General features: G+C 66.8%; 21 protein-coding genes. 7 read left to right on the top strand and 14 right to left on the bottom strand.

The features are described 5' to 3' along the window. Positions 1 to 3 precede the first annotated feature (3 nt). The 11 genes from trpC to ASD22_RS13860 all read right to left on the bottom strand — a co-directional run bounded on the left by trpC (position 4) and on the right by ASD22_RS13860 (position 11,702). Positions 4 to 798, bottom strand: coding sequence for an indole-3-glycerol phosphate synthase TrpC (gene trpC / locus ASD22_RS13910; protein ID WP_056084834.1), 795 nt, complete (start codon positions 796 to 798; stop codon positions 4 to 6). 26 nt (positions 799 to 824) lie between these two features. Beyond that, positions 825 to 1,889, bottom strand: a complete 1,065-nt coding sequence (gene trpD, locus ASD22_RS13905) for an anthranilate phosphoribosyltransferase (protein ID WP_235577648.1) — start codon at positions 1,887 to 1,889, stop codon at positions 825 to 827. After that, positions 1,886 to 2,482: an aminodeoxychorismate/anthranilate synthase component II gene (locus ASD22_RS13900; RefSeq protein ID WP_007081216.1), complete on the bottom strand. Its 597-nt coding sequence runs from the start codon at positions 2,480 to 2,482 to the stop codon at positions 1,886 to 1,888. Before ASD22_RS13900 ends, trpD begins: the two co-directional genes overlap by 4 nt. Positions 2,483 to 2,741: 259 nt before the next feature. Continuing rightward, a complete protein-coding gene (locus tag ASD22_RS13895; RefSeq protein WP_200945418.1) occupies positions 2,742 to 3,398 on the bottom strand; it encodes a trimeric intracellular cation channel family protein in 657 nt (218 codons plus the stop codon). A 35-nt stretch (positions 3,399 to 3,433) separates the two neighbouring features. Next, the gene (locus tag ASD22_RS13890; protein ID WP_056084826.1) at positions 3,434 to 4,708 is read right to left on the bottom strand and encodes a M20 family metallopeptidase; all 1,275 of its coding nucleotides are present in this window, start codon (positions 4,706 to 4,708) and stop codon (positions 3,434 to 3,436) included. Positions 4,709 to 4,934: 226 nt separating this feature from the next. Continuing rightward, positions 4,935 to 6,191, bottom strand: a complete 1,257-nt coding sequence (locus ASD22_RS13885; protein ID WP_056084823.1) for a dicarboxylate/amino acid:cation symporter — start codon at positions 6,189 to 6,191, stop codon at positions 4,935 to 4,937. Then, on the bottom strand, positions 6,188 to 6,955 hold the full coding sequence (locus tag ASD22_RS13880; RefSeq protein ID WP_056084821.1) for a L,D-transpeptidase family protein: 768 nt from the start codon (positions 6,953 to 6,955) through the stop codon (positions 6,188 to 6,190). Before ASD22_RS13880 ends, ASD22_RS13885 begins: the two co-directional genes overlap by 4 nt. A gap of 169 nt (positions 6,956 to 7,124) precedes the next feature. Continuing rightward, positions 7,125 to 7,982 (bottom strand): MurR/RpiR family transcriptional regulator, encoded by an 858-nt coding sequence (locus tag ASD22_RS13875; protein ID WP_056084819.1) that lies wholly within the window; start codon positions 7,980 to 7,982, stop codon positions 7,125 to 7,127. Next, positions 7,982 to 9,079, bottom strand: coding sequence for a dipeptide epimerase (locus tag ASD22_RS13870; protein ID WP_056084813.1), 1,098 nt, complete (start codon positions 9,077 to 9,079; stop codon positions 7,982 to 7,984). Before ASD22_RS13870 ends, ASD22_RS13875 begins: the two co-directional genes overlap by 1 nt. A gap of 50 nt (positions 9,080 to 9,129) precedes the next feature. Next, the gene (locus ASD22_RS13865) at positions 9,130 to 10,530 is read right to left on the bottom strand and encodes an SH3 domain-containing protein (RefSeq protein ID WP_056085173.1); all 1,401 of its coding nucleotides are present in this window, start codon (positions 10,528 to 10,530) and stop codon (positions 9,130 to 9,132) included. Positions 10,531 to 10,550: 20 nt separating this feature from the next. Then, the gene (locus tag ASD22_RS13860) at positions 10,551 to 11,702 is read right to left on the bottom strand and encodes a DUF819 family protein (protein ID WP_056084811.1); all 1,152 of its coding nucleotides are present in this window, start codon (positions 11,700 to 11,702) and stop codon (positions 10,551 to 10,553) included. Positions 11,703 to 11,867: 165 nt separating this feature from the next. Between ASD22_RS13860 and ASD22_RS13855 the strand changes: the two genes are divergently transcribed. The 7 genes from ASD22_RS13855 to ASD22_RS13825 all read left to right on the top strand — a co-directional run bounded on the left by ASD22_RS13855 (position 11,868) and on the right by ASD22_RS13825 (position 22,554). After that, positions 11,868 to 13,466, top strand: coding sequence for a transglutaminase domain-containing protein (locus ASD22_RS13855; RefSeq protein ID WP_056084807.1), 1,599 nt, complete (start codon positions 11,868 to 11,870; stop codon positions 13,464 to 13,466). A 50-nt stretch (positions 13,467 to 13,516) separates the two neighbouring features. Then, entirely contained in the window at positions 13,517 to 16,573 is a 3,057-nt protein-coding gene (locus tag ASD22_RS13850) for a TonB-dependent receptor (RefSeq protein WP_056084804.1), read from the top strand. Between the two features lie 138 nt (positions 16,574 to 16,711). Next, positions 16,712 to 17,914 (top strand): dipeptidase, encoded by a 1,203-nt coding sequence (locus ASD22_RS13845; protein WP_056084801.1) that lies wholly within the window; start codon positions 16,712 to 16,714, stop codon positions 17,912 to 17,914. Positions 17,915 to 17,993: 79 nt separating this feature from the next. Then, positions 17,994 to 19,574, top strand: a complete 1,581-nt coding sequence (locus ASD22_RS13840) for a serine hydrolase (RefSeq protein ID WP_235577647.1) — start codon at positions 17,994 to 17,996, stop codon at positions 19,572 to 19,574. A gap of 155 nt (positions 19,575 to 19,729) precedes the next feature. Continuing rightward, a complete protein-coding gene (locus ASD22_RS13835) occupies positions 19,730 to 20,422 on the top strand; it encodes a M15 family metallopeptidase (RefSeq protein ID WP_056084798.1) in 693 nt (230 codons plus the stop codon). Positions 20,423 to 20,486: 64 nt separating this feature from the next. Beyond that, positions 20,487 to 21,257, top strand: a complete 771-nt coding sequence (locus tag ASD22_RS13830) for an N-acetylmuramoyl-L-alanine amidase (protein ID WP_056084795.1) — start codon at positions 20,487 to 20,489, stop codon at positions 21,255 to 21,257. Between the two features lie 145 nt (positions 21,258 to 21,402). Continuing rightward, positions 21,403 to 22,554, top strand: coding sequence for a beta-propeller fold lactonase family protein (locus ASD22_RS13825; protein ID WP_056084792.1), 1,152 nt, complete (start codon positions 21,403 to 21,405; stop codon positions 22,552 to 22,554). A 628-nt stretch (positions 22,555 to 23,182) separates the two neighbouring features. Here the strand turns inward: ASD22_RS13825 and ASD22_RS13820 are convergent. Genes ASD22_RS13820 through ASD22_RS13810 form a run of 3 tightly spaced genes read right to left on the bottom strand, consistent with a single transcriptional unit; the run spans position 23,183 to position 26,514 of the window. Next, a complete protein-coding gene (locus ASD22_RS13820; RefSeq protein ID WP_056084791.1) occupies positions 23,183 to 24,232 on the bottom strand; it encodes a LacI family DNA-binding transcriptional regulator in 1,050 nt (349 codons plus the stop codon). 21 nt (positions 24,233 to 24,253) lie between these two features. Continuing rightward, on the bottom strand, positions 24,254 to 25,267 hold the full coding sequence (locus ASD22_RS13815) for a carbohydrate kinase (protein WP_056084788.1): 1,014 nt from the start codon (positions 25,265 to 25,267) through the stop codon (positions 24,254 to 24,256). After that, complete coding sequence (locus tag ASD22_RS13810; RefSeq protein WP_056084785.1) at positions 25,264 to 26,514, bottom strand: sugar MFS transporter; 1,251 nt, start codon at positions 26,512 to 26,514, stop codon at positions 25,264 to 25,266. The genes ASD22_RS13815 and ASD22_RS13810 overlap by 4 nt, the downstream gene beginning before the upstream one ends. Positions 26,515 to 26,528 lie beyond the last annotated feature (14 nt).

Raw genomic sequence — 26,528 nt, 5'->3', positions numbered from 1 at the left:
CGATCAGGCGGTGGCGAACAGCCGCTGCAATTCGCTGCCGGGGTTCTCCGCCCGCATGAACGCTTCGCCAACCAGGAACGCCTGCACGCCACCCTCGCGCAAACGCGCCACGTCATCCGGCGTGTGGATGCCCGACTCGGCCACCATGATGCGGTCGTATTCCATCAGCGCCTGCAATGACAGCGTGGTTTCCAGCGAGGTCTCGAACGTGCGCAGGTTGCGGTTGTTGACGCCGATCAGCGGCACCGGCAAGGCCAGCGCGCGCTCCAGTTCGTCCTCGTCGTGCACTTCGCACAACACGTCCAGATCCAGCTCGGACGCCAGCAGCGAAAGTTCCAGCAGCACGTCGTCATCCAGCGCGGACACGATCAGCAGGATGCAGTCGGCGCCGATCGCGCGGGCCTCATGCACCTGGTAGGGGTCGATGATGAAATCCTTGCGCAGCAGCGGCAGCGAGCAGTTGGCACGCGCCTGCTGCAGGAACGCCTCGCTGCCCTGGAAGAAATCCTTGTCGGTAAGCACGGACAGGCAGGCGGCCCCGGCGGCCTCGTAGCTGCGTGCGATGGCGGCCGGATCGAAATTGGCGCGGATCACGCCCTTGCTGGGGCTGGCCTTTTTCACCTCGGCGATCACCGCCGGCAGGCCCGCATCGATCTTCGCCTCCATCGCCGCGGCAAAGCCGCGCGTGGCAGGCAGATCCGCGATGCGCGCGGTCAGCTCGGCCACCGACAGCTGGGCGCTGCGCTCGGCGATTTCTTCCTGCTTGCGGGCGAGAATCCGGTTGAGGATATCGGTCATGGCGTGCTCGCTATTCGGGTAAGGCGCTAGGACAAACCGGCAAGGCGGCGGGTCGTGGCGATGAACGCGTCCATTTTCGCACGGGCGGCGCCACTGGCAATCGTGGCTCGGGCCTGTTCGATGCCGGCGCCGATACTGTCGGCCACGCCGGCGGCGTACAGCGCCGCGCCAGCATTGAGGCAGACAATGTCATGCGGTACGCCCGGCTCGCCGGCGAGCGCCTGCAGCAGCATCGCCTTCGATTCCTGCGCGTCCTCCACCTTGAGGTTGCGGCTGGAGGCCATGGCCAGGCCGAAATCCTCCGGCTCCACCTCATACTCGCGCACCACGCCATCGCGCAGTTCGCCCACCAGCGTGCAGGCGCCCAGCGAGATCTCGTCCATCCCGTCGCGGCCCCACACCACCAGCGCCTGCTGCGCGCCCAGCGCCTGCAGCACGCGGATCTGGATGCCAACCAGGTCGGGATGGAACACGCCCATCAGGATGTTCGGCGCGCCGGCCGGATTGGTCAGCGGGCCCAGGATGTTGAACAGCGTGCGCACGCCCATTTCCTTGCGCACCGGTGCCACGATCTTCATGGCCGGGTGATGGTTGGGCGCGAACATGAAGCCGATGTCGGTCTCGGCCATGCACTGGGCGACCTGCGCGGGATTCAGGTCGATCACCGCACCCAGCGCCTCCAGCACGTCGGCGCTGCCGGATTTCGACGACACGCTGCGCCCGCCATGCTTGGCCACCCGCGCGCCGGCCGCCGCCGCCACGAACATCGAGGCGGTGGAGATGTTGAAGCTGGACGCGCCGTCGCCGCCGGTGCCCACGATGTCCAGCAGGTGGCGATCGTCAGTGCCTGCCAGCGGCACTTTCAGCGACAGCTCGCGCATCACCCGCGCCGCGCCGGTGATCTCGCCGATAGTTTCCTTCTTCACCCGCAGGCCGGTGATGATTGCCGCCGTCATCAGCGCGCTCACCTCGCCGCGCATGATCTGGCGCATCAGCGAGATCATCTCGTCGTGGAAAATCTCGCGGTGTTCGATCGTGCGTTGCAGCGCTTCGCGTGGCGTGATCGCCATGTCCTCGGCCGGCATGCTCATGCCGCCAGCTTCAGCGGCAGGCCGAGGAAATTGCGCAGCAGGTCGTGGCCGTGCTGGGTCAGGATCGACTCGGGATGGAACTGCACGCCTTCGATCGGCAGCGCCTTGTGGCGCAGGCCCATGATCTCGTCGATCGAGCCATCCGCATTTTCCGTCCACGCGGTAACGTCCAGGCAATCGGGCAGCGACGACTGCTCCACCACCAGCGAGTGGTAACGCGTGGCCTCGAACGGATCGGGAAGACCCGCGAACACGCCCTGCCCGCGATGGCGCACCGGCGAAATCTTGCCGTGCATGATCTGCTTGGCGCGAATCACCTTGCCGCCGAACGCCTGTCCGATCGCCTGATGCCCCAGGCACACGCCGAACACCGGAATCTCGCCGGCCAGGCCGCGCAGCAGATCCAGCGTCACCCCGGCGTCGTCCGGCGTGCCCGGCCCCGGCGAGATCATGATGTGCTCGGGCCGCAGCGCACGGATGCCGGCCACGTCCAGCGCATCATTGCGCACCACCTTCACCTCCTGCCCCAGCTCGCCCAGGTACTGCACGAGGTTGTAGGTAAAGCTGTCGTAGTTGTCGATCATCAGAAGCATTTCGAGCGCGTCCCAGTGATTGCCTGTCTATCTTTACCACGGTCTCGCCGCAGCCGCCGATCCCGCCAGGACCGGCGCGCCTGCTGATCGCAAAGTCCGTGCAAGACGGCCATTTTCGCATGCATCCGGCCTTGAACGTAGTCACGGGACTCCCCCGGCCCTCACCGCCGGCTTGCTGATGCCTCATGGCGCGCCGCAGGGAAGCGCGGTTTCATTTCATGTTTCAGCGCATCGGCACAAGCCAGTTCGGGCTTCGCCTTCAGCGATCCTGATCGTGGTGCCGGTGGTGCGGCGCATCCGATGCAGGCGCCGGCCGTGAGGTCGGCAGGTGCCAGCCATGCCGGATCGCCATGAAACGCAGCGCGAAACAGACGCCGCCGCCGGCCACGGCGGCCAGCATCGGCGAGAGGTGCAGCAGGTGGGCGCTCACCACCACGCTGGCGCCGGCCAGCGCCGCCAGCGCATACAGGTCGGCGCGCAACACGGTGGGGATGCCGGACACCAGCACGTCGCGCAGCATGCCGCCGCCGATGCCGGTCACCATGCCCAGCAGCGCCGCCATCACCGGATCGATGCCGTGGGCCAGCGCCTTCTGCGCGCCGGCTACGGCGAAGAACGCCAGCCCGACCGCATCCAGCCACAACACGTCATTGCGCAGGCGGTTGGTCATCGGATACCAGAAGAAGGTGATCAACCCGGCCAGCGCGGACACGCCGGCATACTTCAGGTCGGCAATCGCCGCCGGTGGCACCGCGCCGATCATCAGGTCGCGCGTGATGCCGCCCGCATTGCCCGCCGCGAATGCCAGCACCAGCACGCCGAAGATGTCGAGCCGATGCCTGACCGCGACCATCGCGCCGCTGATGGCGAAGACGAAGGTGCCGCCCAGATCCAGCAGCTGCAGCAGGATGGGCAGCACGGCCTGGGTGGCGAGCGTCGCGTGTTCCATGCTCAGCGTGCTGTCGACAACCACGCCCGCGCGGCCACCATCAGCGTTTCCACGCCGACCTCCAGGGTCGGGTGGAGTACCGGCAGGAAGCGCGGGTTGTGGTTGGTCGGGATTTCGTTGAGCCGGTTCTCGACCTTCGCCTTCGCGTAGACGTCCGGGTCGGTGCTGCCGACGAACCAGAACACCGACGGCACCTTCCACGCGGCACCGAACGAGCCGAAATCCTCGCTGGCCGAGGTGGGCCCGGTCTCGCGGATGCGCCCGGCCGGGAAGTGCTTGCGGAACGCATCGACCACCCTGGTGGTGGCGTCGTCGTCGTTGGTCACCAACGAGTAATTGTCCAGCGGCGTGATTTCCGGCGGCTTCGGCGCACCCGAGGCCGCCGCCTCGGCGTTGACGATGCGGGTGATCGCGGCCAGCACGCGCTTGCGCACGCCTTCGTCGAAGGTGCGCACGTTGAGCTTGATGATGGCCTCGTCGGGGATCACGTTTTCCTTGGTGCCGGCCTGCAGCGAGCCGATCGTGAGCACCGCCGCCTCGGTCGGCGCCAGCTCGCGCGCCACGATGGTCTGCAGCCGCAGCACCGTCGATGCCGCCATCACCACCGGGTCGATGCTGGCCTGCGGCATCGAGCCGTGCGCGCCGCGCCCGAACAGGCGGATCTGCAGGCTGTCGGCGGCCGAGGTGATCACGCCCTTGCGCCCGCCGATGGCACCCGCCGGGCCCACCATCACGTGCTGGCCCAGCACCACGTCGGGTTTCGGGAAACGCTGGAACAGGCCGTCGTCGATCATCGCCTGCGCCCCTTGCGCGGTTTCCTCCGCCGGCTGGAACACCGCCATCAGCGTGCCCTGCCAACTGTCGCGATGCTGCGCCATCAAGGTGGTGGCGCCGACCAGCCAGGCGACGTGCATGTCATGGCCGCAGGCGTGCATCACCGGCACGGTGTTGCCTTCGTGATCGACCGCCGTGACCTTGCTGGCGTACGGCGCGTCGGTGGCTTCCTGCACCGGCAGCGCATCCATGTCCGCGCGCAGCATCACCACCGGCCCGTTGCCATTGCGCAACAGGCCGACCACGCCGGTCTTGCCGACGCCGGTGGTGACTTCATAGCCGGCCGCGCGCAGGTGCTCGGCGGCCAGGCCCGCGGTGCGGGTTTCCTGCATCGACAATTCCGGATGCGCGTGGATATCGGTGTACAGCGCCTCCAGCCGCGGCAGCAGCGCGCGGAGATGGTCCTGCAGCGTTTCGTCGGAGGGGACGGGGTGGTCGGTCATGGCGTTGGCACTCCTGGCGCGAAACGTGAGGAAGCATCATGGGCGGCTGACGGCGCTGAGCCCACGGATGGCGGTGATCTGTTGATTAGGCGGCGGCCCAAAAACTGAAGTGGACGTCATAAGGATGATGCGCCCGGCCTGCGTTTCGAATGGGTGAACTCCCGCCCTCACGCCGTCGGGTACGTACTCCACGCAACAGTTGACGATGCGATCGCGATCCAGCGCCTTACAGCAGATCGGGCGCCGGCGCCGTGTCGTTGCGCGACTGCCGCGCCACCACGCTGGTGGCGGTCAGGTCGCCGGTGACATTGCCCAGCGTGGCCAGCGCATCAGGGATGGTGTCCACTGCCAGCATCAGGCCCAGCGGGCTCAGTGGCAGGCCCATTGCCTGCGCCACGGGCAGGTTGGTGGCGATGAAGGTGACCTGGCCGGGCAGGCCCACCGAACCCAGGCTCACCACCACCGCCAGCAGCGCACCGGCGATGAGTTGCGCGGTGGACAGGTCCACGCCGTAGGCCCAGGCGATGAACGCGGCGGAGGTCATGTACTGCACCGGGCTAGTGAGGCGAAACAGGGTGACCGCCATCGGCAGCACCAGGCCGGCCACCGCCTTGGGATAGCCCAGCCGGCGATCGGCGCTTTCCAGCATCGCCGGCAGCGAGGCCAGCGACGACTGCGTGCTGATCGCCACCACCTGCGGCGGCACCAGCGCCAGCGCGAAGCGGCGCCAGCGCTCGCCACCGAAACCCACCGCCAGCGGCAGCATCATCACGGTAACCGACAGGTACAGCAGGCACTCCACCAGCACGTACATGCCCAGCGCGCTGAGCATGCCCAGACCCGAACGCGCGCACACCGACAGGATCAGCGCGAACACGCCCAGCGGCGCCGCCCACAACACCCAGCGCACGATCACGATCATTGCGTCGGCAATCGCCTGGAAGAAATCCAGCAGCAACGCGCGGCGCTCCACCGACACATGGGTCAAGGCAAAACCCAGGAACAGCGCAAACACCACCAGCGGCAGCATCGCACTTTGCGCCGCGGCCATGATCGCGTTGTGCGGCACGATGGCGGTGAGCGCATCCACCCAGTCGACCGGCGCGGCCTGCGCCGCCGTGGGCAAGGCCGCGTGGCCCAGCGCGGCGGTCAGCGCCGGGTCGTGCGCAAACAGCGAAAACACGAAAGGCGCGGCGAACGCGGCAAACAGCGCGCCGCCAGTCAGCACCACGATGAACACCACGATGGCGCGCCGCGCGATGCGGCCCGAAGCGGCCGCGTCGCTGGCCGTGTTCACGCCCAGCACCACCAGCGCCAATACCAGCGGCACCACTGTCATCTGCAACGCGTTCAACCACAGCTTACCGATCGGCTGCACTACATTGGCCACCTGGATGGCCACGGCCGGATGCCAGCCTGCGAGCACCAGGCCGATCACCGCGCCGGCGGCGAGGCCGATCAGGACGCGGGCGGTGGCATTCACCGCGCCTCCCCGGCGGCAAGCGCCGGCAATTGCCAGCTGGAACGCAGACGCCGGTACTCGGCCTGCGGCAACAACACGAACACCGGATGATCCTGCGGCTTCAGCCAGGCCAGCAGCGACTGCATTACCGCCGGCGTCATCGCGGTGCAACCGGCGGTGGCCGCGGTGGGTGATTTCCACAGGTGGGCAAAAATGCAGCTACCCGCCTGTGGTTTCGCGTCGGGGTTGTGTTCGATCACGAAGCCCTGGCGATAACGCTGGTCGCCATTGAAATGCAGGTCGCGCCGCATCGGCTCGCTGGCGCCTTTCACCGCCGCGGCGCCCACCACCTTGGCGTCGACGATGCGGTTGTATTGCGGCGAGGTGCTGACATCGACGCACCAGTCGCTGGCGCTCAGCGCGCGATACGGCATGGCGGTGTCGGCATGGGCCGCGTAGCCGAAGGCCTCGCCGATGCGGAACACACCGGCCGGACTGCGGTTATCGCCCTCGCGCTTCACCGGCCCGCCACTTTGCGCCGCGTTCAACCCCAGGCCCCAGCCCGCGCCGTTCTTGCCGATCGTCACCGGCATGGCGCTTTTCGCCATCTGCCAACGGCCGTGCCTTCGTTCGAACGTACGCAGGATGCCGTGGTCGGCGTTCCAGTCGGCGGTGGTCACCACGATCATCTGGCGGGCGTCGTGCCAGGGGACGCTCGACGTGCCGGCATGACCCGCACCGATGAGGGCGAACGCAAGAACGGCCGGCAGGGAAAAGTGGCGCATGGGCTACGGCGACCTCGCTTGAAGGAACCTCTCTCCCTTCGAGAGAGGGGCAGGGGTGAGGGTTCGGACGGAGCGGAATGTGCGGACTTGCCGAACCCTCACCCCAACCCCTCTCCCGGAGGGAGAGGGGCTCAAGCGGAGGGTCAGCAGGGAGGCATGGACGGCCAAATCAAGGCTCCAGCATCAGCTGGATGCGGTCGAGGTTGGCCAGCAATTGGGCATGGCGATCGTCATGGCCTTCGCACAGCAGGACGAACAGGCCATCGAGCAGGTGCTGCAACGCCGATTGGTACAGCAGCGGCTGGATGTACGGCAGCTCGTCATGCGCCGACACCACCAACGCGATGTCGGCCAGCGTGCGCAGCGGGTTGGCGGTGTGCCGCGTCACGGTGATCACCTGGCCACGGCGTTCGCGGAAATAGCGCGCGATCTTGCACAAGGCCTGATGGTTGCCGTGCTCGGAAAACACCAGCAGCACGTCGCCCGCGCTGGCGGCGGACACGTTGGCGGTCATCCGCGCGGTGTCGAAGTTGTGCACGGTGAGGATGCCCAGCAGCGACAGCTTCAGCGCAAAGCCGCGGGCGTAGATGTCGTCCTCGCCCAGGCCGATGATGAACACCTTGCCGTTCTGGCCGGCCTGGCCGATGGCGGCGGCGACGGCCTCGATGGTTTCCGCCGGATTGATCAGGCGGGTGGCCTCCTCCGCCTCCGACTTGCGCCGCCACAGGTTGCCGGCAAACACGCCGGGCGATTCGCCATCGGGTGCTGCGGCATGTGCCGGCGCATCGCCGTTGTCGGCGCGGGCATTGGCCTCGCCCACGGAATACTTCAGGTCGGGATAGCCCTTGTAGCCCAGCTTCTGGGTGAACTTCACCACGCTGGACTGGCTGATGCCCAGGGCATTCGCCAGCTGCTGCGAGGAGTAGTCGCGCAGCAGTTGCGCGTTTTCCAGGATGAAGTCGGCGATGCGCCGCTCCACCGCCGACATCCGGTCGCGCTCGGAACGGATTTTGACCAGTGGCGACATCAGGCTTCGATCTCCTCCAATCCCCTGATCTCGCGAATGCCCAGACCGGGCGCGTCCGTCACCGAGATCTCCGATTCGTTGAAGGTTACCCCACCGTCGACCGGGTTGAATTGCGACAGCGACGGGCCGTCCAGGTCGATCTTGGTGATCACGCCGGACTTGGCCACCGCCACGTGCACGGCGGCGGCCACGCTGATGCTGCTTTCCAGCATGCAGCCGATCATGCATTCCACGCCGTACATCGCGGCGATGTCGGCGATCTTCACCGCGTTGGAGATGCCGCCGGTTTTCATCAGCTTGATGTTGATGATGTCGGCCGCGCGCAGGCGGATCAGCTCGATCACCTCCATCGGGCCGAACACGCTTTCGTCGGCCATCACCGGTGTGTGCACGCGCTCGGTGACGTAGCGCATGCCGGCCAGGTCGCGCGCCTTCACCGGCTGCTCGATCAGCTCCAGCTTGATGCCGGCATCCTCCAGCGTCTGCAGCGCATACACCGCCTGTTTGGCCGTCCATCCCTGGTTGGCATCCAGCCGCAACAACGCGCGCCCTTCCACCGCCGCGTAGATCGCCTTGACCCGGTCGATGTCCACGCCGATGTCCTTGCCCACCTTGATTTTCAGCGACTCGAAGCCGCGCTCCACCGCCTCCACCGAGTCGGCCACCATCTTGTCGATGTAGTCGACACTGATGGTGATGTCGGTGGTGATCACCGGGTCGCCGCCGCCCAGCAACTTGTACAGCGGCGCGCCGTAGAGCTGACCCCACAGGTCGTAGATGGCGATTTCCACCGCCGCCTTGGCGCTGGTGTTCTTCTCCATCGCGCCCTGGATCAGCTGGGTGAGGTGGTTGAGGTCGGCGATGTCCTGGCCGATCAGCCGCGGCGAGATGTAATGGCGGATCGCGTCGATGATCGAGCCGTGCGTGTCGCCGGTGATCACGGCCGTGGCCGGCGCCTCGCCGTAGCCGACGTTGCCGCTGTCGGTGTGCACCATCACCACGATGTCCTCGACCATGTTGACGGTGCGCAACGCGGTCTTGAACGGCGTTTTCAGCGGCACCCGCAACATGCCGAACTTGATGTCGGTGATCTTCATTCGTAAGCCTTCATGGAATCCGTGTCCTCGAACTTTTCTTCGTGATGCGGCTAGGGGCGGATGCGCACGATGCTGGTCATGCGATCGACAAACGTCTGCTTGTCGTTGAACAGCAGCGGCAGCAGCGGTGTCACCGAGACCGCGTTGAGCTTGACCCGCGCCCGGCTGCCGTCGGCCTTGCGGTAACTCATGCCGCCCACGTCGTGGATCACGTACGGCTGGCCGTTGAACTGACCCAGCACCATCATCACGTGGCCGGGGATGTAGACGAGGTCGCCCGTCTGCAGCGCGTACGCCGCCGCGATGCGATCCTGGCGGCTGTCCTTGTCGGTGAACACGCGATGCGCCAGCGCGGGGCTGATCGCCTGCTTGCTGGTGTTGCGCGGCATCTGCACGCCCATGCTGCGATAGACGTCCGACACGAAACCGCTGCAGTCGCGGCCGTCGTAGGCATGACCCCAGCCGTAGCGTTCACCCAGGAACTTGAACGCCTGGCGGATCAGGTTGGCGCGGGTCAGCGGCAGGTAGTCGGCGGCGGTGTCGGTGTTTTTCTGCAGCAGCGCGGGAGCGAATTGCAGTTTGCCGTCGGCGCCGCGCAGCGGCAGTTGCAGCACGTGCGAGGTGTATGGCGTCTGCCCGTTCACCGGCTGGTCCGGCGGCAGGCCGGTCAGCAGCGGCACGCGCGTACCCATGTCCAGTTGCAGCTGCGACAGCGCCGGCTGCTCGCGGGTGAAGACGGTGCGCACGCTGGCGCCCGTCACCACGCGATACGGTTTCTTGTCGGCATAGCCGAACACTTGCGCCGCGCTGCCTTCGGCCACGTTCTCCTTCCCGGTCCACGCCGCGTAGCGCGGGCTGACCACGAACAGCCACTTGCCGTCGGCGCTGGTGTGCGCGATCACCACCGGAGTGCCGGGGAATTCCGCAGTCTCCTGGAAGCGGTCGATGTCGGTGTCGTCGTCGGAACTGAACACCCGCAGCGTGGTGGGAAAGCCGCGCAGCGCGGCACGGTGCACCACCAGGCCATAGCGGGTTTCCTGTTGCGCGGGGATCGCGTCCAGCGCCGCGTTGGCAGCTATCGCCTGCAGCGCAGAGGCGGGTACCGGCTTGCCATTGACGTCGTACAACGGATGCGCGGGCAGCGTGGACAACGGCTTGATCCAGCCCGTCACCCGCGCGCGATCCAGTGTGGTCGGCAGGGCGCGCAGGTCGTGCATCGACGGATCGCGCTGCAGCAGCTTCGCGTTCTGCGCCGCGATCGCCGCGCTATCCAGGATCACCCGGTCCGGCTGGGCTTGCAGACCGATCCAGAACGCGGGCGTCAATTGCGCCTCGCCCACGCCCAGCACGCCCGAGGGCGGCACCGTCAAGGTGGATGGTGCCTGACGCGCCGGCACCGGCGTAGCAACGAAGGCGAACGTCAGCAGGGAAACGAGTAAGGGCAATCGCATCATCCGGGTCCTGTAGAAGTTCAACCGAGCGCCATCATCGACATCAGATGCGCCACCACAATGCCAAAGCCGGTACCGAGGATATAGCCCAGCAGAGCCAGCAGAATCCCCACCGGCACCAGCGATTTTGAGTAACTGGCCGCCAGGATCGGTGTGGCCGCCACGCCGCCGATATGCGCCAGCGAAGCGATGCCGCACAGGAACAGATCGAAGCGGAACAGCTTGGCGAAACCCACCAGCAGCACCGCGTGGATTGCGATGACGGTGACACCGCACAGCAGGTACAGCGGCGCGGCGGCGATGCCATGGAAGTTGCTTTGCGAGGCCAGCACCGCCACCACGCTGATCAACAGCGCACCGGAAATCGTGCCCGCACCGGGGTAGCGCGCCAATGGCGTATGCGCCACCACCAGGCCCGCGCCGGTGGCCAGCAGGATGGTCCAGGTGGTGGCGCTGAGCATGCTGGAGGTGGGCAGTTTCGTTGCCAGCCAGCCGGCCAGCGCGGCCGCCAGCAAGGCCATGCCCAGCCACAGCAGCACGCTTTCCGGCGTGGTGGGCCCGGTCGGTTTCGCCGCCGCCACCTCCAGATCGCCACTGGATTTCGCGCCAGTCCAGCGGTTGAACGCCGGCGCCAGCCGTGCCACCGAAAACAGCACCACCACCCACATCGAGTAGCACAGCGCATCGGTCAGCAGCGACATCGCCAGCAGCGCGTCCGACATGCCGATCGACTGCTTCACCGCGATCATGTTGGCGGTGCCGCCCACCCAGCTGCCGCTCAGCGCCGCCAGCGGCTGCCAGGTATCGCCCGGCAGCCAGCCACGGTAGATCAGGAAAGTGCTGATGAACGCCACGAACAGGCTCACCGACGTGCAGGCAAACACGGCCAGCACGCGAGGGCCCAGCGCCCAGATCGCGCGCAGGTCGCAATTGATCATCAACAGGAACAGCAGCGCCGGCACCAGATGCGACACCAGCATCGATTGCGCCGCATGGATCTCCGCGTTGACCTGCCACAGCCCCGACACCGCCAACGCGGTGACCAGCAGGTAGGTCAGCACGATCGGCGGCAACACCGAAAACAGCTTCCAGCCGGTACGCCGTTCGACCGCCGGAAACAGCCCGGCGGCCAACAGCATCACCGCCAGGTAGGGCCAGACCGTTTGGATCACATGCGTCCCCTTGTGGGCCGTTCGCCGATGCGCGGCAACGGGCCGGTTTGCGCCGCCAAGGAATAGGTGATTCTTTTCAAGTTCAATCGAAGCATAAATTATTGACCAGCATTTGCAAGCGTGTTACACAGCCGCATCTGGGGTCTTCAAGGCGGGCATGGCGCGATGCACTCACGGTTACCTGTCGCAGTGAAACCACGTGGGCGGCGTCTGGCGCTGGCGCTGCTCGCGCTGCTGTTCGCCGGCCCGCTGCTGGCCAGCTCGCAGGATGACAACCGCGCAATGGCGCCCATCATCGCGCAGATCGACGCCGGGCATTTCCACGAGGCGCAGGCGGCGATCGACCGCGCGCTGGCCCAGCCGCAGCTTTCCACCGAGCGGCGGCACGCGCTGGCGTTCCAGCGCGAACGCATGCGCCGCATCCTGCTCGACTTCACCCTCGACGCCGACGACGTCGAGGCGCGCGTACGCAAGCAGATCCCCGACCTCACCGACGCCGAGTTCGCCAAATGGAACGCGGCCGGCCTGTTCGAACACCAGGTCATCGACGGCCGCACGCTGTACTTCAAGCGCTCGCCGGGCAACCTGTTCCGGCTCAGCCCCGAGGCGGTGGCGCGGCGCGCGGTGCAGACGCCGATCACCGACGGCCCGATGGAATCGTTGAACGACGCGCAGCGCGCGATCTACCACGCTGCGCTGGCCGAACACCGCAGCAGCGTGCTGCCGCGCCGCGTGCGCATGACGCAAACGCTTACCGTGGATGTCGACGCCGTGCCCGCCGGTGAAACCGTGCGCGCGTGGATTCCCTACCCGCAGGCGGTGCCGGGCCAGCAGCAGGACATCCGCTACATCGCCAGCATGCCGGCGCAGCATCGCATCGCGCCCGCGTCCGCCCTGCAGCGCACGGTGTACCTGGAGCAGCCCGTGGTGGCGGGAAAGAAGACCGCATTCTCGGTGACCTACGAGCTGACCCTGTTTGCCCAATACCACGCCATCGACCCGGCCAGGGTGACACCGCTCTCCGCCGCCAGCGCGGAAGCCGTGCAGTGCAGGGATGGTCACGACGATGCAGCGCCCTGCTCCATCTTCCCCGTCCACGGCACGGCCCACGCGGAGGCCGAACTGGCGCCGTACCTGGCCGAGCGTCCGCCGCACATCGTGTTCACCGATGCGATGCGCGCGTTCTCGCGCAAGGTCGTTGGCGACGAGAAGAACCCGTACCGCATCGCGCAGAAACTGTTCGCCGCGGTCGACAGGATTCCCTGGGCCGGCGCGCGCGAGTACTCCACCATCAGCAACATCAGCGACTACGCGCTGCACGCCGGCCACGCCGATTGCGGCCAGCAGGCCCTGCTGCTGATGACCCTGCTGCGGCTCAACGGCATCCCCACGCGCTGGCAGTCCGGGATGGTGTTTTCGGACGACGGCACCGATTACAGCAACATCCACGACTGGGGCTATCTGTACCTGGCGCCGTACGGCTGGGTGCCGATGGACGTGACCACCGGCCGGCTGCAGCCCGGCGCCGGCGACGACCAGGCGCTGGCGTGGTTCTACCTCGGCGGCCTCGACAACTACCGCATCGCATTCAACAACGACTACGGCCGCACGTTCGTGCCGCCGAAGCAGCATTTCCGGTCCGACAACGTGGACTCGCAGCGCGGCGAAGTGGAGTGGCGCGGGGGCAACCTCTACTTCGACCAGTGGGATTACGGCTTCGATTGGCAGATCCAGGCAGCGACGCAGGGACGCAAAAGCAACTAACCAGCAGCTTTCATAAAGAGGCATCGACGGCGTCGATGGGGAGAAGGGGTATGAACAGCAACAACCGCAAGCTACGCAGGACCGTGCTGTGCATGGCGCTGGGCCTTGGCCTGGCGTCGCTGGCCGTGCCGGCCGCCTTTGCCGGCAGCAACGACGGTTCCGTGGTGGGCCATACCGCCGCCGGTGCCGTGATCACGGTGAACAACACCGCCACCGGCTTCACCCGCTCGGTCACCGCCGACGCCAAGGGCAACTACCGCTTCCCGTTCCTGCCGGTGGGCACCTATACGCTGGAGAGCAGCAAGGACGGCGCACCGGTGGGGCACCCGGTGAATGTCACCGTCAGCCTGGGCAATGCCACCACCGTCAACGTGGGCGCCGCGGACAACGCGACGGCGCTGGAAGCGATCAGCGTCAGCGGCACCATCCTGCCCGGCGTGGACGTGAGTTCCACCGAATCAGCCACCAATGTCACCCGCGAGCAGTTGAGCCGCATCCCGGTGGACCAGAACATCACCTCGGTGGCGATCCTGGCGCCGGGCGTGAATCGGGGCGTGGCGGGTTTCGGCGGCATCTCCTTCGGCGGCTCGTCGGTGGCGGAGAACTCGTTCTACGTCAACGGCCTCAATGTCACCGACTTCTACAACCGCAACGGCTTCTCCTCGGCGCCGTTCGCGTTCTACCAGGAGTTCCAGGTCAAGACCGGCGGCTACTCGGTGGAGTTCGGCCGCACCACCGGCGGCGTGATCAACGCGGTGACGCGCTCGGGTACCAACGACTTCCACTTCGGCACCGAGATGACGCTGGAGCCGGGCAACTGGCACTCGCGCGCCGACGACCACTACCGCGCGGACGGCACCCGCTACATCACCGCCGGCAAGGACCGCGACTCGCTGGTCAAGCTCAACGGCTACGTGTCCGGCCCGATCGTCAAGGACAAGCTGTTCTTCTTCGCGATGTACGAGGCGCGCGGTGCCACCCCGCGCAACACCAACGACGACGGCACCGTGCTCACCAGCAACGGCTCGGACACCGGCTTCTGGGGCGCCACCATCGACTGGCACGTCAACGACAGCAACCTGCTGAGCGCCATGGCGTTCTCCGACAAGGACAAGAACATCGGCGACGTCTACGACTACGACTACGCCACCGACACGATCGGCAGCAAGACCAACGAGATCTATACCGACACCGGCGGCAAGAACTGGGCCCTCACCTGGACCAGCTACCTCACCAACGACTTGTCGATGAAGCTGATGTACGGCCGCAACAACCGCGAATCGTTCAACCGTGGCCTCAGCGACCTGGAGTGCAACCGCGTGGCCACCGATGGCGACATCCCGCTGCCGGGCATCGGCCTCGGTTGCACCACCAACAGCGCGGTGAGCCAACGCAATGACGTGCGCAAACAGGCGCGCGCCGACTTCGAATGGACGCTGGGCGATCACCTGCTGCGCTTCGGCTACGACAGCGAGAAGAACACCTCCGATTACGACCGCTACTACCCCGGCCCCGGCGCGATCTACTACAACGTCTACCAGGCCGCGCCCGGCTCCTCGATCCCCAACCCCAGCGGCGGCGTGGTGCCGGCCGGCTACACCGGCTACGTGCGCGCCCGGCGCTACGAAATCTCCGGCACGTTCGAAACCACCAACTCCGCCTATTACATCGAGGACAACTGGCAGGTCACGCCCAACGTGCTGCTGAACCTGGGCCTGCGCCGCGACGGCTTCGACAACAAGACCGGCGATGGCGACAGCTACATCAAGATGGAAAACATGATCGCGCCACGGCTGGGCTTTTCGTGGGACATGCACGGCGACGGCACCACCAAGCTGTTCGGCAACCTGGGTCGCTATTACCTGCCGGTGGCCAACGTGATCAACATCAAGCAGGCCGGCGGCCTGCTGGACGAGCGCACCTACTACGCGTTCGACGGCTGGGAAACGCGCGACCGCAACGGCTCGCCCTACGCGATGCCGATCCTGGGCCCGCAACTGGGCGGCGTGGATGTGTCGCAGGGCGACGGCAGCGTGGGCGACCTGCGCTCGGAGGTCGACCACGACATGGACCAGGTCTACCAGGACGAGTTGATCCTGGGCTTCCAGCAGATGCTCAACGACAAATGGTCGTGGGGCGTCAGCGGCACCTACCGCCGCCTGCACAACGCCATCGACGACATGGGCATCACGCAGACGCCCTGCGGCCCGCTGCTCGACAGTGATGGCGACCCGAGCACGCAGTGGGTGATGGCCAACCCCGGCTCCAAGGTCTCCATCTGGGGCGACACCAACTGCGACGGCACGCCCGACGGCTACGTGGACATCGACACCGCCAAGCACGGCTGGGCGATGTACGACAGCGACGGCAACTACCTGGGCGAGCGCGGCTGGGTGAAGCCCAAGCGCACCTACACCGCGATGGAATTCCAGATCGACCGCGCGTGGGACGACAAGTGGGCGTTCAACGCGTCGTACACGCTATCGTGGAGCCGCGGCAATGCGGAAGGCCCGGTCAACTCGGACACCAACTTCGACGACACCGGCCGCACCGAGAACTTCGACGACCCGTGGGTCAACTTCGGCGGCGATGGCTACCTGCCCAACGACCGCCGCCACCAGATCAAGCTGCGCGGCACCTATGCCATCACGCCGCAGTGGCAACTCGGCGCGGATCTGCAGATCCTCTCCGGCACGCCGGTCACCGGCTTCGGCAGCGGCAATCCGTACGACGCCACCTCGTACCACAGCTATTACATCTGCGTGCAGAACTGCGGCTTCATCCCGGGCGAGGTGGACGCCGATGGCGACCCGGTGCCGTATCCGTCCGAGCAGCGCGTGTACGAACGCTCGCCGCGCGGCAAGTACGGCCGCACGCCATGGAACTACGACTTGGGCGCAAGCATCAGCTGGCAGAAGCCGATCGGCACCGACGGCCGCATCAAGGCCAAGTTCGCGGTGTACAACCTGCTCAACTCGCAGCGCACGCTGGGCGTGAACCAGGACCTGCAGACGTCCATTTCCGACAGCACCAGCGACACCTTCGGCGAAGGTATCCGCTTCCAGTCGCCGCGCTTCGCCCAGCTCACGGTGAGCCTGGATTTCTGACGCATCTCCCCCTTGGCGACCCGCCTGCGCTGCAGCGGGTCGCCATTTTTTCTTTCAGGGTGCGGCCATGCCAGGGCCACACACACTGCAAACACCATCGGGGCTATGGTCGAAGCCGGCCCGTGACCGGGAAACCGCATGAAGACGATCGCAAGCCTCGCCATCCTCGCCGCACTGGCTGCGGGCGCCGCCCAGGCGCAGGACCCGCCGATCACCATCGACAGCCACGTCGACATCCCGTTCGACTACATGGGCGAGCCGCGCTTCGACGTGGGCAAGCCCACGCCGCTGCTGGTTGACCTGGGCAAGATGGAGCGCGGCGGATTGGACGCGGCGTTCTTCGTGGTCTGGGTGCCCCAACACAAGCTCGACGCCGCCGGCTACGCTCAGGCGGTGAAACAGGCCAGCCAGAAATACGACGGCATCGGCCGCATGCTGATGATGTATCCCGACCGCATCCGCCTGGCCACCACACCCGAGCAGTTGATGGACAACCATCACGCCGGCCTGCTCTCGGCGACCATCGCGATCGAAAACGCCTACTCGCTCGGCCACGACATCCATCGCCTGGACGCCGCGTTCGATCGCGGCGCGCGCTCGGTAGGCCTGGTGCATGTCGGCGACAACGACCTGTGCACCAGTTCGCAGCCCGATACCAGACACGGCGAGCCGGCGATGAACGACGCCGCCGATACCGGCATGAGCGACTTCGGCCGCGCCGTGGTGAAGCGGGCCAACCAGCTGGGCATGATGGTGGACGTATCGCACGCTTCCGACGCCTGCGTGCGCGACGCCTTGAAGGTGTCGACGGCGCCGATCATCGCCTCGCACTCCGGCGCGCGCGCCGTGCTCGATCACCCGCGCAACCTGCCCGACGACCTGCTGCGCGCGATCGCCGCCAAGGGCGGCGTGATCCAGGCGGTGGCGTACAAGGAGTTCCTGAAGCACGACCCGGCCCGCGAAGCCGCCGAGGAAAAACTGCAGAAGGCCGTGGCGAAAGCCGCCGGCGACACGAAGTACGACAGCGACAAACACGACTACCTGCCCGCGATGGCCGTCGGCATGGCGCAGATCCAGCAGCAGCATCCGCTGCCCACGCTGGACGAGTACCTGGAGCAGATCCGGCACATGGTGCAGGTCGCTGGCATCGACCATGTCGGCATCGCGTCGGACTTCGACGGCGGTGGCGGCATCACCGGCTGGGCCGACGCCAGCGAAACCCGCAACCTCACCACCGCGATGCGCCGGCACGGTTTCAGCGACGCCGACATCGCCAAGCTGTGGGGCGGCAACCTGTTGCGCGTATGGGGCGAGGTGGAGCGCGATGCAGCAAAGCATTGAAGGTCTGGCCGCGGGCCAAACCACCACTCGCCCGGAAAGCCCCCCGCCCGTCATCCCAGCGAAAGCTGGGATGACGGGAATGCTTCGATATTCCCGCGCCTTCCTCGCCGCCGCGCTTCTTGGGCTGGCCGCGGCGCTGGTGCCGGTACACGCCGAAGTTTCCTCTGCGCGTTCCCGTGCCACCTACGACCCCATCGTCGATGCGGCGATCGCCCGCTACCGCCTGCCCGGCATTGCCGTCGGCGTGATCGAAAACGGCAAGGTCGTCTACACCCGCACCGCGGGCGAAACCGTGGCCGGGTCGGGCGAAAAGATCACCCCGCAAACGCTGTTCAAGATCGCCTCCAACAGCAAGGCGATGACCACCGCCCTGCTGGGCCGGCTGGTGGATCAGGGCAAGCTGCGCTGGGACGATCCGGTGACGAGGTACCTGCCGCAGTTCCGCATGCACGACGCCTGGGTCACCGCCAATATGCGCGTGGCCGACCTGCTCACCCATTCCAGCGGCCTGCCCGAGGGCGGCGGCGACCTGATGCTGTGGCCGGAACCGAACACATTCACCCGCGCCGACATCATCCACGCGCTGCGCTATATCGAGCCGGGTTACAGCTTTCGCTCGCAATACCAGTACGACAACCTGCTCTACGTGGTGGCCGGCGAAGTGGCCGCCGCGGCCGGCGGCGCGCCGTACGAGACGTTGATGCGGCGCGAGGTGTTCGAACCGCTGGGGCTGGACCGCTGCCAGGTCGGCAGCTGGAATCGCGACGGCGTGGGCAACGTGGCGCAACCGCATTACCGCCACGACGGCCGCAACGTGCCCATGCACGAGGACGGCGCCACCATTCCCGCGATCACCTCGGCGCCGGCCGGCGGCATCCGCTGCGATCTCACCGACATGCTGGTTTGGGCGCGCAACTGGCTGGTGCCCACGCCGGCGCAATTGCAGTGGCTGTCGTGGCCGCAGCGCACCACGCTGCAGGCGCCGCACATGCTGATCCCCGTATCCACCCAGCGTCGCCAGTGGGACAACACGCATGTGATGGCCTACGGCTACGGCTGGCGCATGGCCGACATCGATGGCGCATGGGCCGTGTGGCATACCGGTACGCTCGGCGGCATGTATTCGATGCTGGCGCTGCTGCCCGACCGGCAGAGCGGTTTCGTGTTCATGATCAATGGCGAGGCGGAGGACGCGCGCACGGTGCTGGGCGAAGTGCTGATGAAACACTTCACCGCACCGCAAGAACGCCGCGGCGTGGCGTGGTACGCGGACGCGCTGGACGAGCAGGTGAAACAACGCCCGGCGTCGGCTTCGGCGCCGGACACCTCGGCGCGCCAACCCGTCGGACCGGCCGAACTGGCGGCGTTCACCGGCATCTATCGCGATCCCTGGCTGGGCGAGGCCGCCGTGTGTCCACGCGGCGGCCAGGTGCGTTTCACCGCGAAGAAATCGCCGCGTCTGGCCGGCACGGTGATGCGGCTGGGTACCCGCTATTTCGTGCACTGGGACGATGATGGCGTCGATCCCGATGCGTGGATGGACTTCCGTACCCCCGGTGATGGGCCAACCATGATGCGCATGGCCAAGCTCGACCCGCAGGGCGACTTCAGTTCGGACTATGAAGACCTGCGCTTCGAACGCGTGGGAGATTGCCCATGAGCTACTTCTTTTTCCTTCCCCCGCTTGCGGGGGAAGGTGCCCGGAGGGCGGATGGGGGCCAACCGGAGCATGCAACCTCTGACCTTCGAGGCTTTCGACAAAAGCGCCCCCATCCGCCTTTGGCACCTTCCCCCGCAAGCGGGGGAAGGAAGGCGATGGCGCTGTTGGCGTGCCTGCTGATAGGGAGCGCCCATGCAGCCGCGCAAGTCACGCGCTCATCCGCCCGCACCGCCGCCGAAGCCGGCCTGGTCGATATCCGCACGCGGGTGCCCGACATCGCCGAGGACATCAAGTACGCCGGCCGCGACAATTTCGTGGGTACACGTATAGACGGCTATCTCGCACCCAAATGCCTGCTGCTGCAACCGGTGGCCGATGCGCTGGCACGCGTCGAGCATGAGCTGCGCTCCCGACATCTGCGTCTGAAGATCTGGGATTGCTACCGCCCCGCCCGCGCCGTGGCGCATTTCGTGCGCTGGGCGCACGGCCTGGACGACCTGCGTACCAAGCCGCAGCATTATCCCGACCTGCACAAATCGCAGCTGCTGGGCGATTACATCGCGCCGGTGTCCGGGCACAGCCGTGGTGCTACCGTCGATCTCACGCTGCAGCGTTGCACCGCCGACGACGCTTGCGCGGCGCTGGACATGGGTACGGATTTCGATTTCTTCGGCACGCGTGCGCATACCGACGCTGCCAACGTTACCGCCAAACAACGCGCCAACCGTCAACTGCTGCTCGATACGATGGCACGCGAAGGCTTCAGGAACTACCCGCTGGAATGGTGGCATTACACGCTGCAACCTGAGCCGACGCCGCACACGCTCTACGACGTACCGGTGCAATGAGCGCCGCATGAGATCGCCATGCCGATTCACGCGCTTTCCGCGCCGTCGACGGGATGATGCATCGATGCCCAGGCCCTTCGATTCCCGACGCTGGCGTAGCGCCACGCTGCTGCTCCTGATCGCGCTGCTGGCCGCCTGCGCCCATGCGCCGCCGCGCAACCCGCTGGCCACCTGGGTGCCCTCGCCCAACCACGACATCCGCCGGCCGGTGCTGATCGTGCTGCATTACACCGACCAGGATTCGGTGCAACAGAGCCTGCACACGTTGCGCACCGCCAACAGCGGCGGTCCGGTGAGCGCGCATTACCTGATCGGCGCCGACGGGCACATCTACCAGTTGGTGTCCGACCAGCTGCGCGCCTGGCACGGCGGACCGGGACGCTGGGGCACGATCACCGACATCAACTCCGCCTCGATCGGCATCGAGCTGGACAACGATGGCGCCACCCCGTTCGCCCAGCCGCAGATCGCCGGCCTGCTGCGGCTGCTCGCCGACCTCACCACACGGCTGCACATCCCGCCCACGCAGATCGTGGGGCACGAGGATTTCGCGCCCACCCGCAAGGTCGATCCCGGCTCACTGTTTCCCTGGCAGCAACTGGCCGCCGCCGGTTACGGGCTGTGGCCGCGGGCGCCGCTGATCGACCCGCCGGCCGGCTTCGACCCCTGGATGGCGCTGGCGCTGGTGGGTTACCCGCTGGACGATCGCGCCGCCGCGGTACGCGCGTTCCACCACCACTATCGCGGCATCGAGGGCGAGACGCTGGATGCGACCGATCTGCGCGTCCTCTACAGCCTGGTGCAGACGATCGAACGCGGCGACGACGCGCACTGACTCCCACCACGGCGTCGAGCCGGATCGGCGTGGGAATCCACAACCCTGTGGCGATTGCGTTGCGCAGGCACACCTGCGCGGACCGCGTGCGCTACCCTCGCATGCTGGTTCGACACGACGAGTCACCCTACCTGGAGAGGACGCCATGACACCCATCATCCGCACGACCTTGCTGCGCGGCTCGGCCTTGCTGCTGGCCTTCGGTTTGCCGACGCTGCATGCCACCACCTACGTGTACGTCTCCAACGCCACCGACGGCACCATCTCGACGTACCAGCTGGCCGAGCAGACCGGCAAGCTCACCCCCGGCGCCACCGTGACCGCGGGCGGCAACGTGATGCCGATGGCAGTCAGTCCCGACCATCGCTACCTGTACGCCAGCGTGGACAAGCCCACCCACGCGGTGCAGACCTTCACCATCGATCCCGCCACCGGGGGCCTGGACAAGGTTTCGCAATCGCCGGTGTGGCATCCGATGGCCTATATCTCGCTGGACCGGACCGGCAACTACCTGTTCGCCTCATCCTACGACGACGACGTGGTGACGGTGACGCCGATCCACGCGGGCAAGCTGGCCGACCAACCCACGCAGACGCTGAAGACCGACCGCAACACCCACTCGGTGCACATCGACAACAGCAACCGCTACCTGTTCGCGCAGACCCTCGGCGGTGCCAAGGTGTTCCAGTACCGCTTCGATGCGAACACCGGCAAGGTCACCGCGAATGATCCGCCCGCATTGCAGTTGCCGACCGGGCTGGGCGCACGCCATATCGCCTTTTCACCTGACGACCGCTACGTCTACGTGCTCGACGAACTGCAAGACAAGGTGATCACCTACGCGCTCGATCCCGCCACCGGCCGGCTCACCCAGCAGGCCGTCACCAGCGCGATGCCGGCCGACACCACCCTGGTACCCGGCGCGCCGCGCTTCGTGCGCAACCCCACGCCGGCGCAGCGGCCGCACGCGGACACCAGCAACGATATCTGGGCCGCCGATATCCACGTCACGCCGGACGGCAGGTTCCTCTACACCTCCGAACGCACCAGCAGCGTGCTGAGCGCGCTCAAGGTCGACAAGGCCAGCGGCGCGCTGACCCTGGTCGGCACCTACCCCACCGAGAAGCAGCCGCGCGGCTTCGCCATCACGCCCGACGGCAAATACCTGATCTGCTCGGGCGAGAAGTCGGATCACATCTCCGTGTTCGACATCGACCCCACCAGCGGCGCGCTGAAACTCAACGGCCGTTATCCCGTCGGCCAGGATGCGAACTGGGTCGAGGTGGTGAAGTTCTGACGGCCGCCGCGGTTGGGTGGCTTTTCGTTTCGGCGCGTATTGCCAAGCCGCTGCAAAGCCCAACCGCTTGCTTCCCCCGCTTGCGGGAGAAGCTGCCCGGAGGGCTGAAGGGGGCCTTTCGTTCGCGCGGTAAAAGCCCAATCAAGAGCGCCCTCTTCCGCCTTACGTGCCGCTCCTGCGGCACGCCCTTCGGGCCGGCTTCGCCGTTCGCTTCGGCATCCTGCCTTCGCAGTCGAGCACCTTCTCCCGCAAGCGGGAGAAGGGACAGCGCCCCCATCCGCCCTATCGGGCACCTTCCCCCGTAAACGGGGGAAGGAACATCTCGCGCAGTAGCACCCAAGCTTGCTTCCCCCGCTCGCGGGGGAAGCTGCCCGGAGGGCTGAAGGGGGCCTTTCGTTCGCGCGGTAAAAGCCCCAATCAAGAGCGCCCTCTTCCGCCTTACGTGCCGCTCCTGCGGCACGCCCTTCGGGCCGGCTTCGCTGTTCGCTTCGGCATCCTGCCTTCGCAGTCGAGCACCTTCTCCCGCAAGCGGGAGAAGGGACAGCGCCCCCATCCGCCCTGTCGGGCACCTTCCCCCGTAAACGGGGGAAGGAACTTCTCCCGCATGCAGGGAAGGGAAAGCGCGTTTTCAGCCGCGCGGCGGCGGCGCCGAGGACTCGCGTTTGACCAGCGAATACTTCATCACCTGGTGATTGCCGGCTTTGGGTTTGCCGCTGCGCTTGCAGCGGATTTCCTCCAGCATCAGGCGCACGGCGGTGCGGCCCATCGCCGTTACCGGCTGGTGGATGGTGGTGAGCGTGGGCCAGATGGTGGTGGCCACAGGAGTGTCGTCGAAGCCGGTGACCGACAGATCGCCGGGCACGCGCAGGCCCATGCCATGGGCCACTGCAACCACGGCCGCGGCCATGTCGTCGTTGCTGGAAAGAATCGCGGTGGGCCGGTTTTTCAGCTTCAGCAGCGTGCTGGCCGCCGCCAGGCCGGAGCGGTAGGTGAACAGCCCCGGCACGATGTGCTCGGCCGGCACCGTGAGACCCGCACGCGCCATGGTGTCGATGAAACCCTGCGCGCGCAGTACCGCCGGCGTGTGCTTGGGGTCGCCCTTGATCAGCGCGATCGCGGTGTGGCCCAGATCCAGCAGGTGCTGGGTCATCGCGCTGGCGCCCTGGTAGTCATCGATGCGCACGGAACTGACGTCCGCTACCGGTGCGCCGGTGGCCACCGCCACCACGGTGATGTTGGCCAGGTCCAGCTCGCGTTTGGTCTGGCGCGAATCGCACAGCGGCGGCGGCAGGATGACGCCGTCCACGCCGGTGTCCAGCAGGCGCTGCATCGCTGCGCGCTGGCTGCGGATGCCGCTGCATTTTTCCACCAGGATCTGCGCACCGCTGAGGCTGCCCTCTTCCAGCACGCCGATCATCAGCTGGTTCAGATAGGCCGCGCTGGGGTTGCTGTAGAGCAGGCCGATCCGCGCCGCGTTGGACGAACGCAATGAACGCCCCGCCAGATTGGGCCGGTAGTTGAGCTCTGCCGCGGCGGCCAGCACGCGATCGCGCATCGCCTCGCCCACGCGCGGGTTGTTGTTCATCACCCGCGAGGCGGTCATCGGCGAAACGCCGGCGCGGCTGGCGACATCGAGGATGGTGACGGTTTGCGAAGTGCGACGCTTGGTCTTGGCCATGAAGCCTCCTGAGCGTCCAGTTTACCCGGCGTGCGGCGAAACGGCGGCACCCGCGGCCACGTGTCCGACGAGGAAGCGGCGCACCTCGGACATGTCCGGCATGGCAGAGAACGAACCGCGCCGACCGACCGCCAGCGCACCGCAGGCGGCGGCGAAACCCAACACCGCGTCGCGCGTGTCCGCGTCGACCATCAGATCGGCCAGTGAATTAGGCTGCGCCTGATGCTCGGCGAGGCTGTAGAGCAAGCCGCCCACGAACGCATCGCCCGCGCCGGTGGTGTCGACGGCAGCTACGGCATGCGGTTGGAAACGACCCGCCTGGGTGGGCGTCAGCCAATGGATCGCGGCCGCGCCGTCGGTGACGATGAGGCAGCGGGCGTGGCCCTGCCACAGGCGTTGATATACCGCCTCGCGGCTGCCCGCCTCGGCGGCCATGAAATCCAGCTCTTCCACGCTCAGCTTGACCAGGTCGGCGGCGGCCAGCGTTGCCCACAAGCGTGGATGTGGCTTCTCGCCCGCCGGCCACAAGGCCGGACGCAGGTTCATGTCGAAGCTCACCAGCGCGCCCGCCTTGCGAGCCCGCACCATGCCTTCCAGTGTCACCGCCGCGATCGCCTCCTCGGTGAGGCTGTTCGAGCACACGTGGAAGATCGCCGCGTCGGCGAAGGCGCGTTCGTCGAAGTGACGGCTGCGAAACAGCAGGTCGGCCGACGGCGGTCGATAGAAACTGAAACTGCGCTCGCCGCTGGCATCGAGCGACACGAACGCCAGCGCCGTGTTCGCCTTGTCGGTGCGCTGCACGTAACGCATGTCCACGCCCGCATCGGCCAGGCTGCGCAGCAGCAGGTCACCGAACGCATCGGCACCCAGCATGCCGGCGAACGCCGCGTGTCCGCCCAGCTTCGCCACCGCCACCGCCACGTTCGCCGGCGCGCCGCCGGCATGCGGCAGGTAGGCCGGCGGCGACGACGGATCGGTGGGCGGCTGGGCGTGGAAATCGATCAGCGCCTCGCCGAAACAGAGGATGCTCTTCATGCCAGGCGCGATCCCTTGAAGCCGTAGTACAGGATGTAGACGTAGCACAGCAGCGGAATCACGAACGCATGCTGGATGCCGATCTGGTCAGCCAGCGCGCCCTGCGCGATCGGCAGCACGGCCCCACCCACGATGCCCATGATCATCAGCCCCGAGGCGCGACCGGTCAGCGGGCCCATGTTGTCGATGCCCAGGGTGAAGATGGTGGGGAACATGATCGAGTTGAACAGGCCGATCGACACCACCGCCCACACCGCCACGTTGCCGTGCGAGGCCATGGTGCCGATCACCATCAGCCCGGCGATCAGCGCGAACACGCCCAGCAGGGTGCGCGGGTCGAGCACCTTCATCAGCAACCAGCCCACCGCACGGCCCACCACGGCGCCGCCCCAGTACAACGCCACGTAATGGGCGGCGGCGGCTTCGCTGATGTTGCCGATGTCCGGCCGGGCGATGAAGTTGATCAGGAAGCTGCCGATCGACACTTCCGCGCCCACGTAGACAAAGATGGCCACCACGCCCAACGCCACGCGCGGATGGCGCAAGGCGTCGATGAAGCGATGCTCGCTGGCCGCCGAGGCGTCCTCACTGGTGGCCAGCGGCGGCAACCGGAACAGCCAGATTGCCAGCGCCAGCAGCACCAGCACGACGGTCAGTACCAGATAAGGCCCCTGCACCAGCCGCGCCTGCGACATCCGGTAGGCGACCTGTTCGGCTTCCGGCAGCGCGGCCAGCGCGGCGGCCCCCAGCGTGGCGCCGGACAGGATCAGCGGCCCGATGATGTACGGCCCCAGCACCGTGCCCACCGAGTTGAACATCTGCGCCAGGTTCAGCCGGCTCGACGCCAGCCGCGGCTCGCCCAGCAGGCTCACGTACGGGTTGGCCGCCACCTGCAGCGCGGTGATGCCGCTGGCCATGATGAAGAACGCGAACAGGAACAGCGGATACGACGACACCGCGGCCGCCGGCAGAAACAGCACGGCGCCCACCGCGGTCACCAGCAAGCCGGTGATGATGGTGGCGCGGTAGCCGATGCGCGCCAGCAGCGCGCTGCACGGCACCGACATGATGAAATACGCCCCGAAGAAGGTGAACTGCACCAGCATCACCTCGAAATAATTGAGCGTGAAAAGGCCCTTGAGGTGCGGGATCAGGATGTCGTTGAGTACCGTCATCAAGCCCCACATCAGGAACACGGCATTGATCACGATCAGCGCGGTACGGGTACTGGCGTTGCTACGAGGCATGGCGCGGCTACCTT

Origin of the sequence: Rhodanobacter sp. Root480 (assembly GCF_001426645.1) — a bacterium.
Classification (GTDB): domain Bacteria; phylum Pseudomonadota; class Gammaproteobacteria; order Xanthomonadales; family Rhodanobacteraceae; genus Rhodanobacter; species Rhodanobacter ginsenosidimutans.
This window is presented reverse-complemented; position numbering and strand designations above follow the sequence as displayed.

What these genes read in the sequence shown, in the direction of transcription:
- ASD22_RS13865 (WP_056085173.1), bottom strand. Translation starts at nt 10,530, where the DNA reads ATGCGATTGCCCTTACTCGTTTCCCTGCTGACGTTCGCCTTCGTTGCT.
- ASD22_RS13830 (WP_056084795.1), top strand. Translation starts at nt 20,487, where the DNA reads ATGCCCAGGCCCTTCGATTCCCGACGCTGGCGTAGCGCCACGCTGCTG.
- trpD (WP_235577648.1), bottom strand. Translation starts at nt 1,889, where the DNA reads ATGAGCATGCCGGCCGAGGACATGGCGATCACGCCACGCGAAGCGCTG.
- ASD22_RS13815 (WP_056084788.1), bottom strand. Translation starts at nt 25,267, where the DNA reads ATGAAGAGCATCCTCTGTTTCGGCGAGGCGCTGATCGATTTCCACGCC.
- trpC (WP_056084834.1), bottom strand. Translation starts at nt 798, where the DNA reads ATGACCGATATCCTCAACCGGATTCTCGCCCGCAAGCAGGAAGAAATC.
- ASD22_RS13900 (WP_007081216.1), bottom strand. Translation starts at nt 2,482, where the DNA reads ATGCTTCTGATGATCGACAACTACGACAGCTTTACCTACAACCTCGTG.
- ASD22_RS13880 (WP_056084821.1), bottom strand. Translation starts at nt 6,955, where the DNA reads ATGCGCCACTTTTCCCTGCCGGCCGTTCTTGCGTTCGCCCTCATCGGT.
- ASD22_RS13875 (WP_056084819.1), bottom strand. Translation starts at nt 7,982, where the DNA reads ATGTCGCCACTGGTCAAAATCCGTTCCGAGCGCGACCGGATGTCGGCG.
- ASD22_RS13855 (WP_056084807.1), top strand. Translation starts at nt 11,868, where the DNA reads ATGCACTCACGGTTACCTGTCGCAGTGAAACCACGTGGGCGGCGTCTG.
- ASD22_RS13840 (WP_235577647.1), top strand. Translation starts at nt 17,994, where the DNA reads ATGCTTCGATATTCCCGCGCCTTCCTCGCCGCCGCGCTTCTTGGGCTG.
- ASD22_RS13850 (WP_056084804.1), top strand. Translation starts at nt 13,517, where the DNA reads ATGAACAGCAACAACCGCAAGCTACGCAGGACCGTGCTGTGCATGGCG.
- ASD22_RS13810 (WP_056084785.1), bottom strand. Translation starts at nt 26,514, where the DNA reads ATGCCTCGTAGCAACGCCAGTACCCGTACCGCGCTGATCGTGATCAAT.
- ASD22_RS13820 (WP_056084791.1), bottom strand. Translation starts at nt 24,232, where the DNA reads ATGGCCAAGACCAAGCGTCGCACTTCGCAAACCGTCACCATCCTCGAT.
- ASD22_RS13845 (WP_056084801.1), top strand. Translation starts at nt 16,712, where the DNA reads ATGAAGACGATCGCAAGCCTCGCCATCCTCGCCGCACTGGCTGCGGGC.
- ASD22_RS13825 (WP_056084792.1), top strand. Translation starts at nt 21,403, where the DNA reads ATGACACCCATCATCCGCACGACCTTGCTGCGCGGCTCGGCCTTGCTG.
- ASD22_RS13890 (WP_056084826.1), bottom strand. Translation starts at nt 4,708, where the DNA reads ATGACCGACCACCCCGTCCCCTCCGACGAAACGCTGCAGGACCATCTC.
- ASD22_RS13870 (WP_056084813.1), bottom strand. Translation starts at nt 9,079, where the DNA reads ATGAAGATCACCGACATCAAGTTCGGCATGTTGCGGGTGCCGCTGAAA.
- ASD22_RS13835 (WP_056084798.1), top strand. Translation starts at nt 19,730, where the DNA reads ATGGCGCTGTTGGCGTGCCTGCTGATAGGGAGCGCCCATGCAGCCGCG.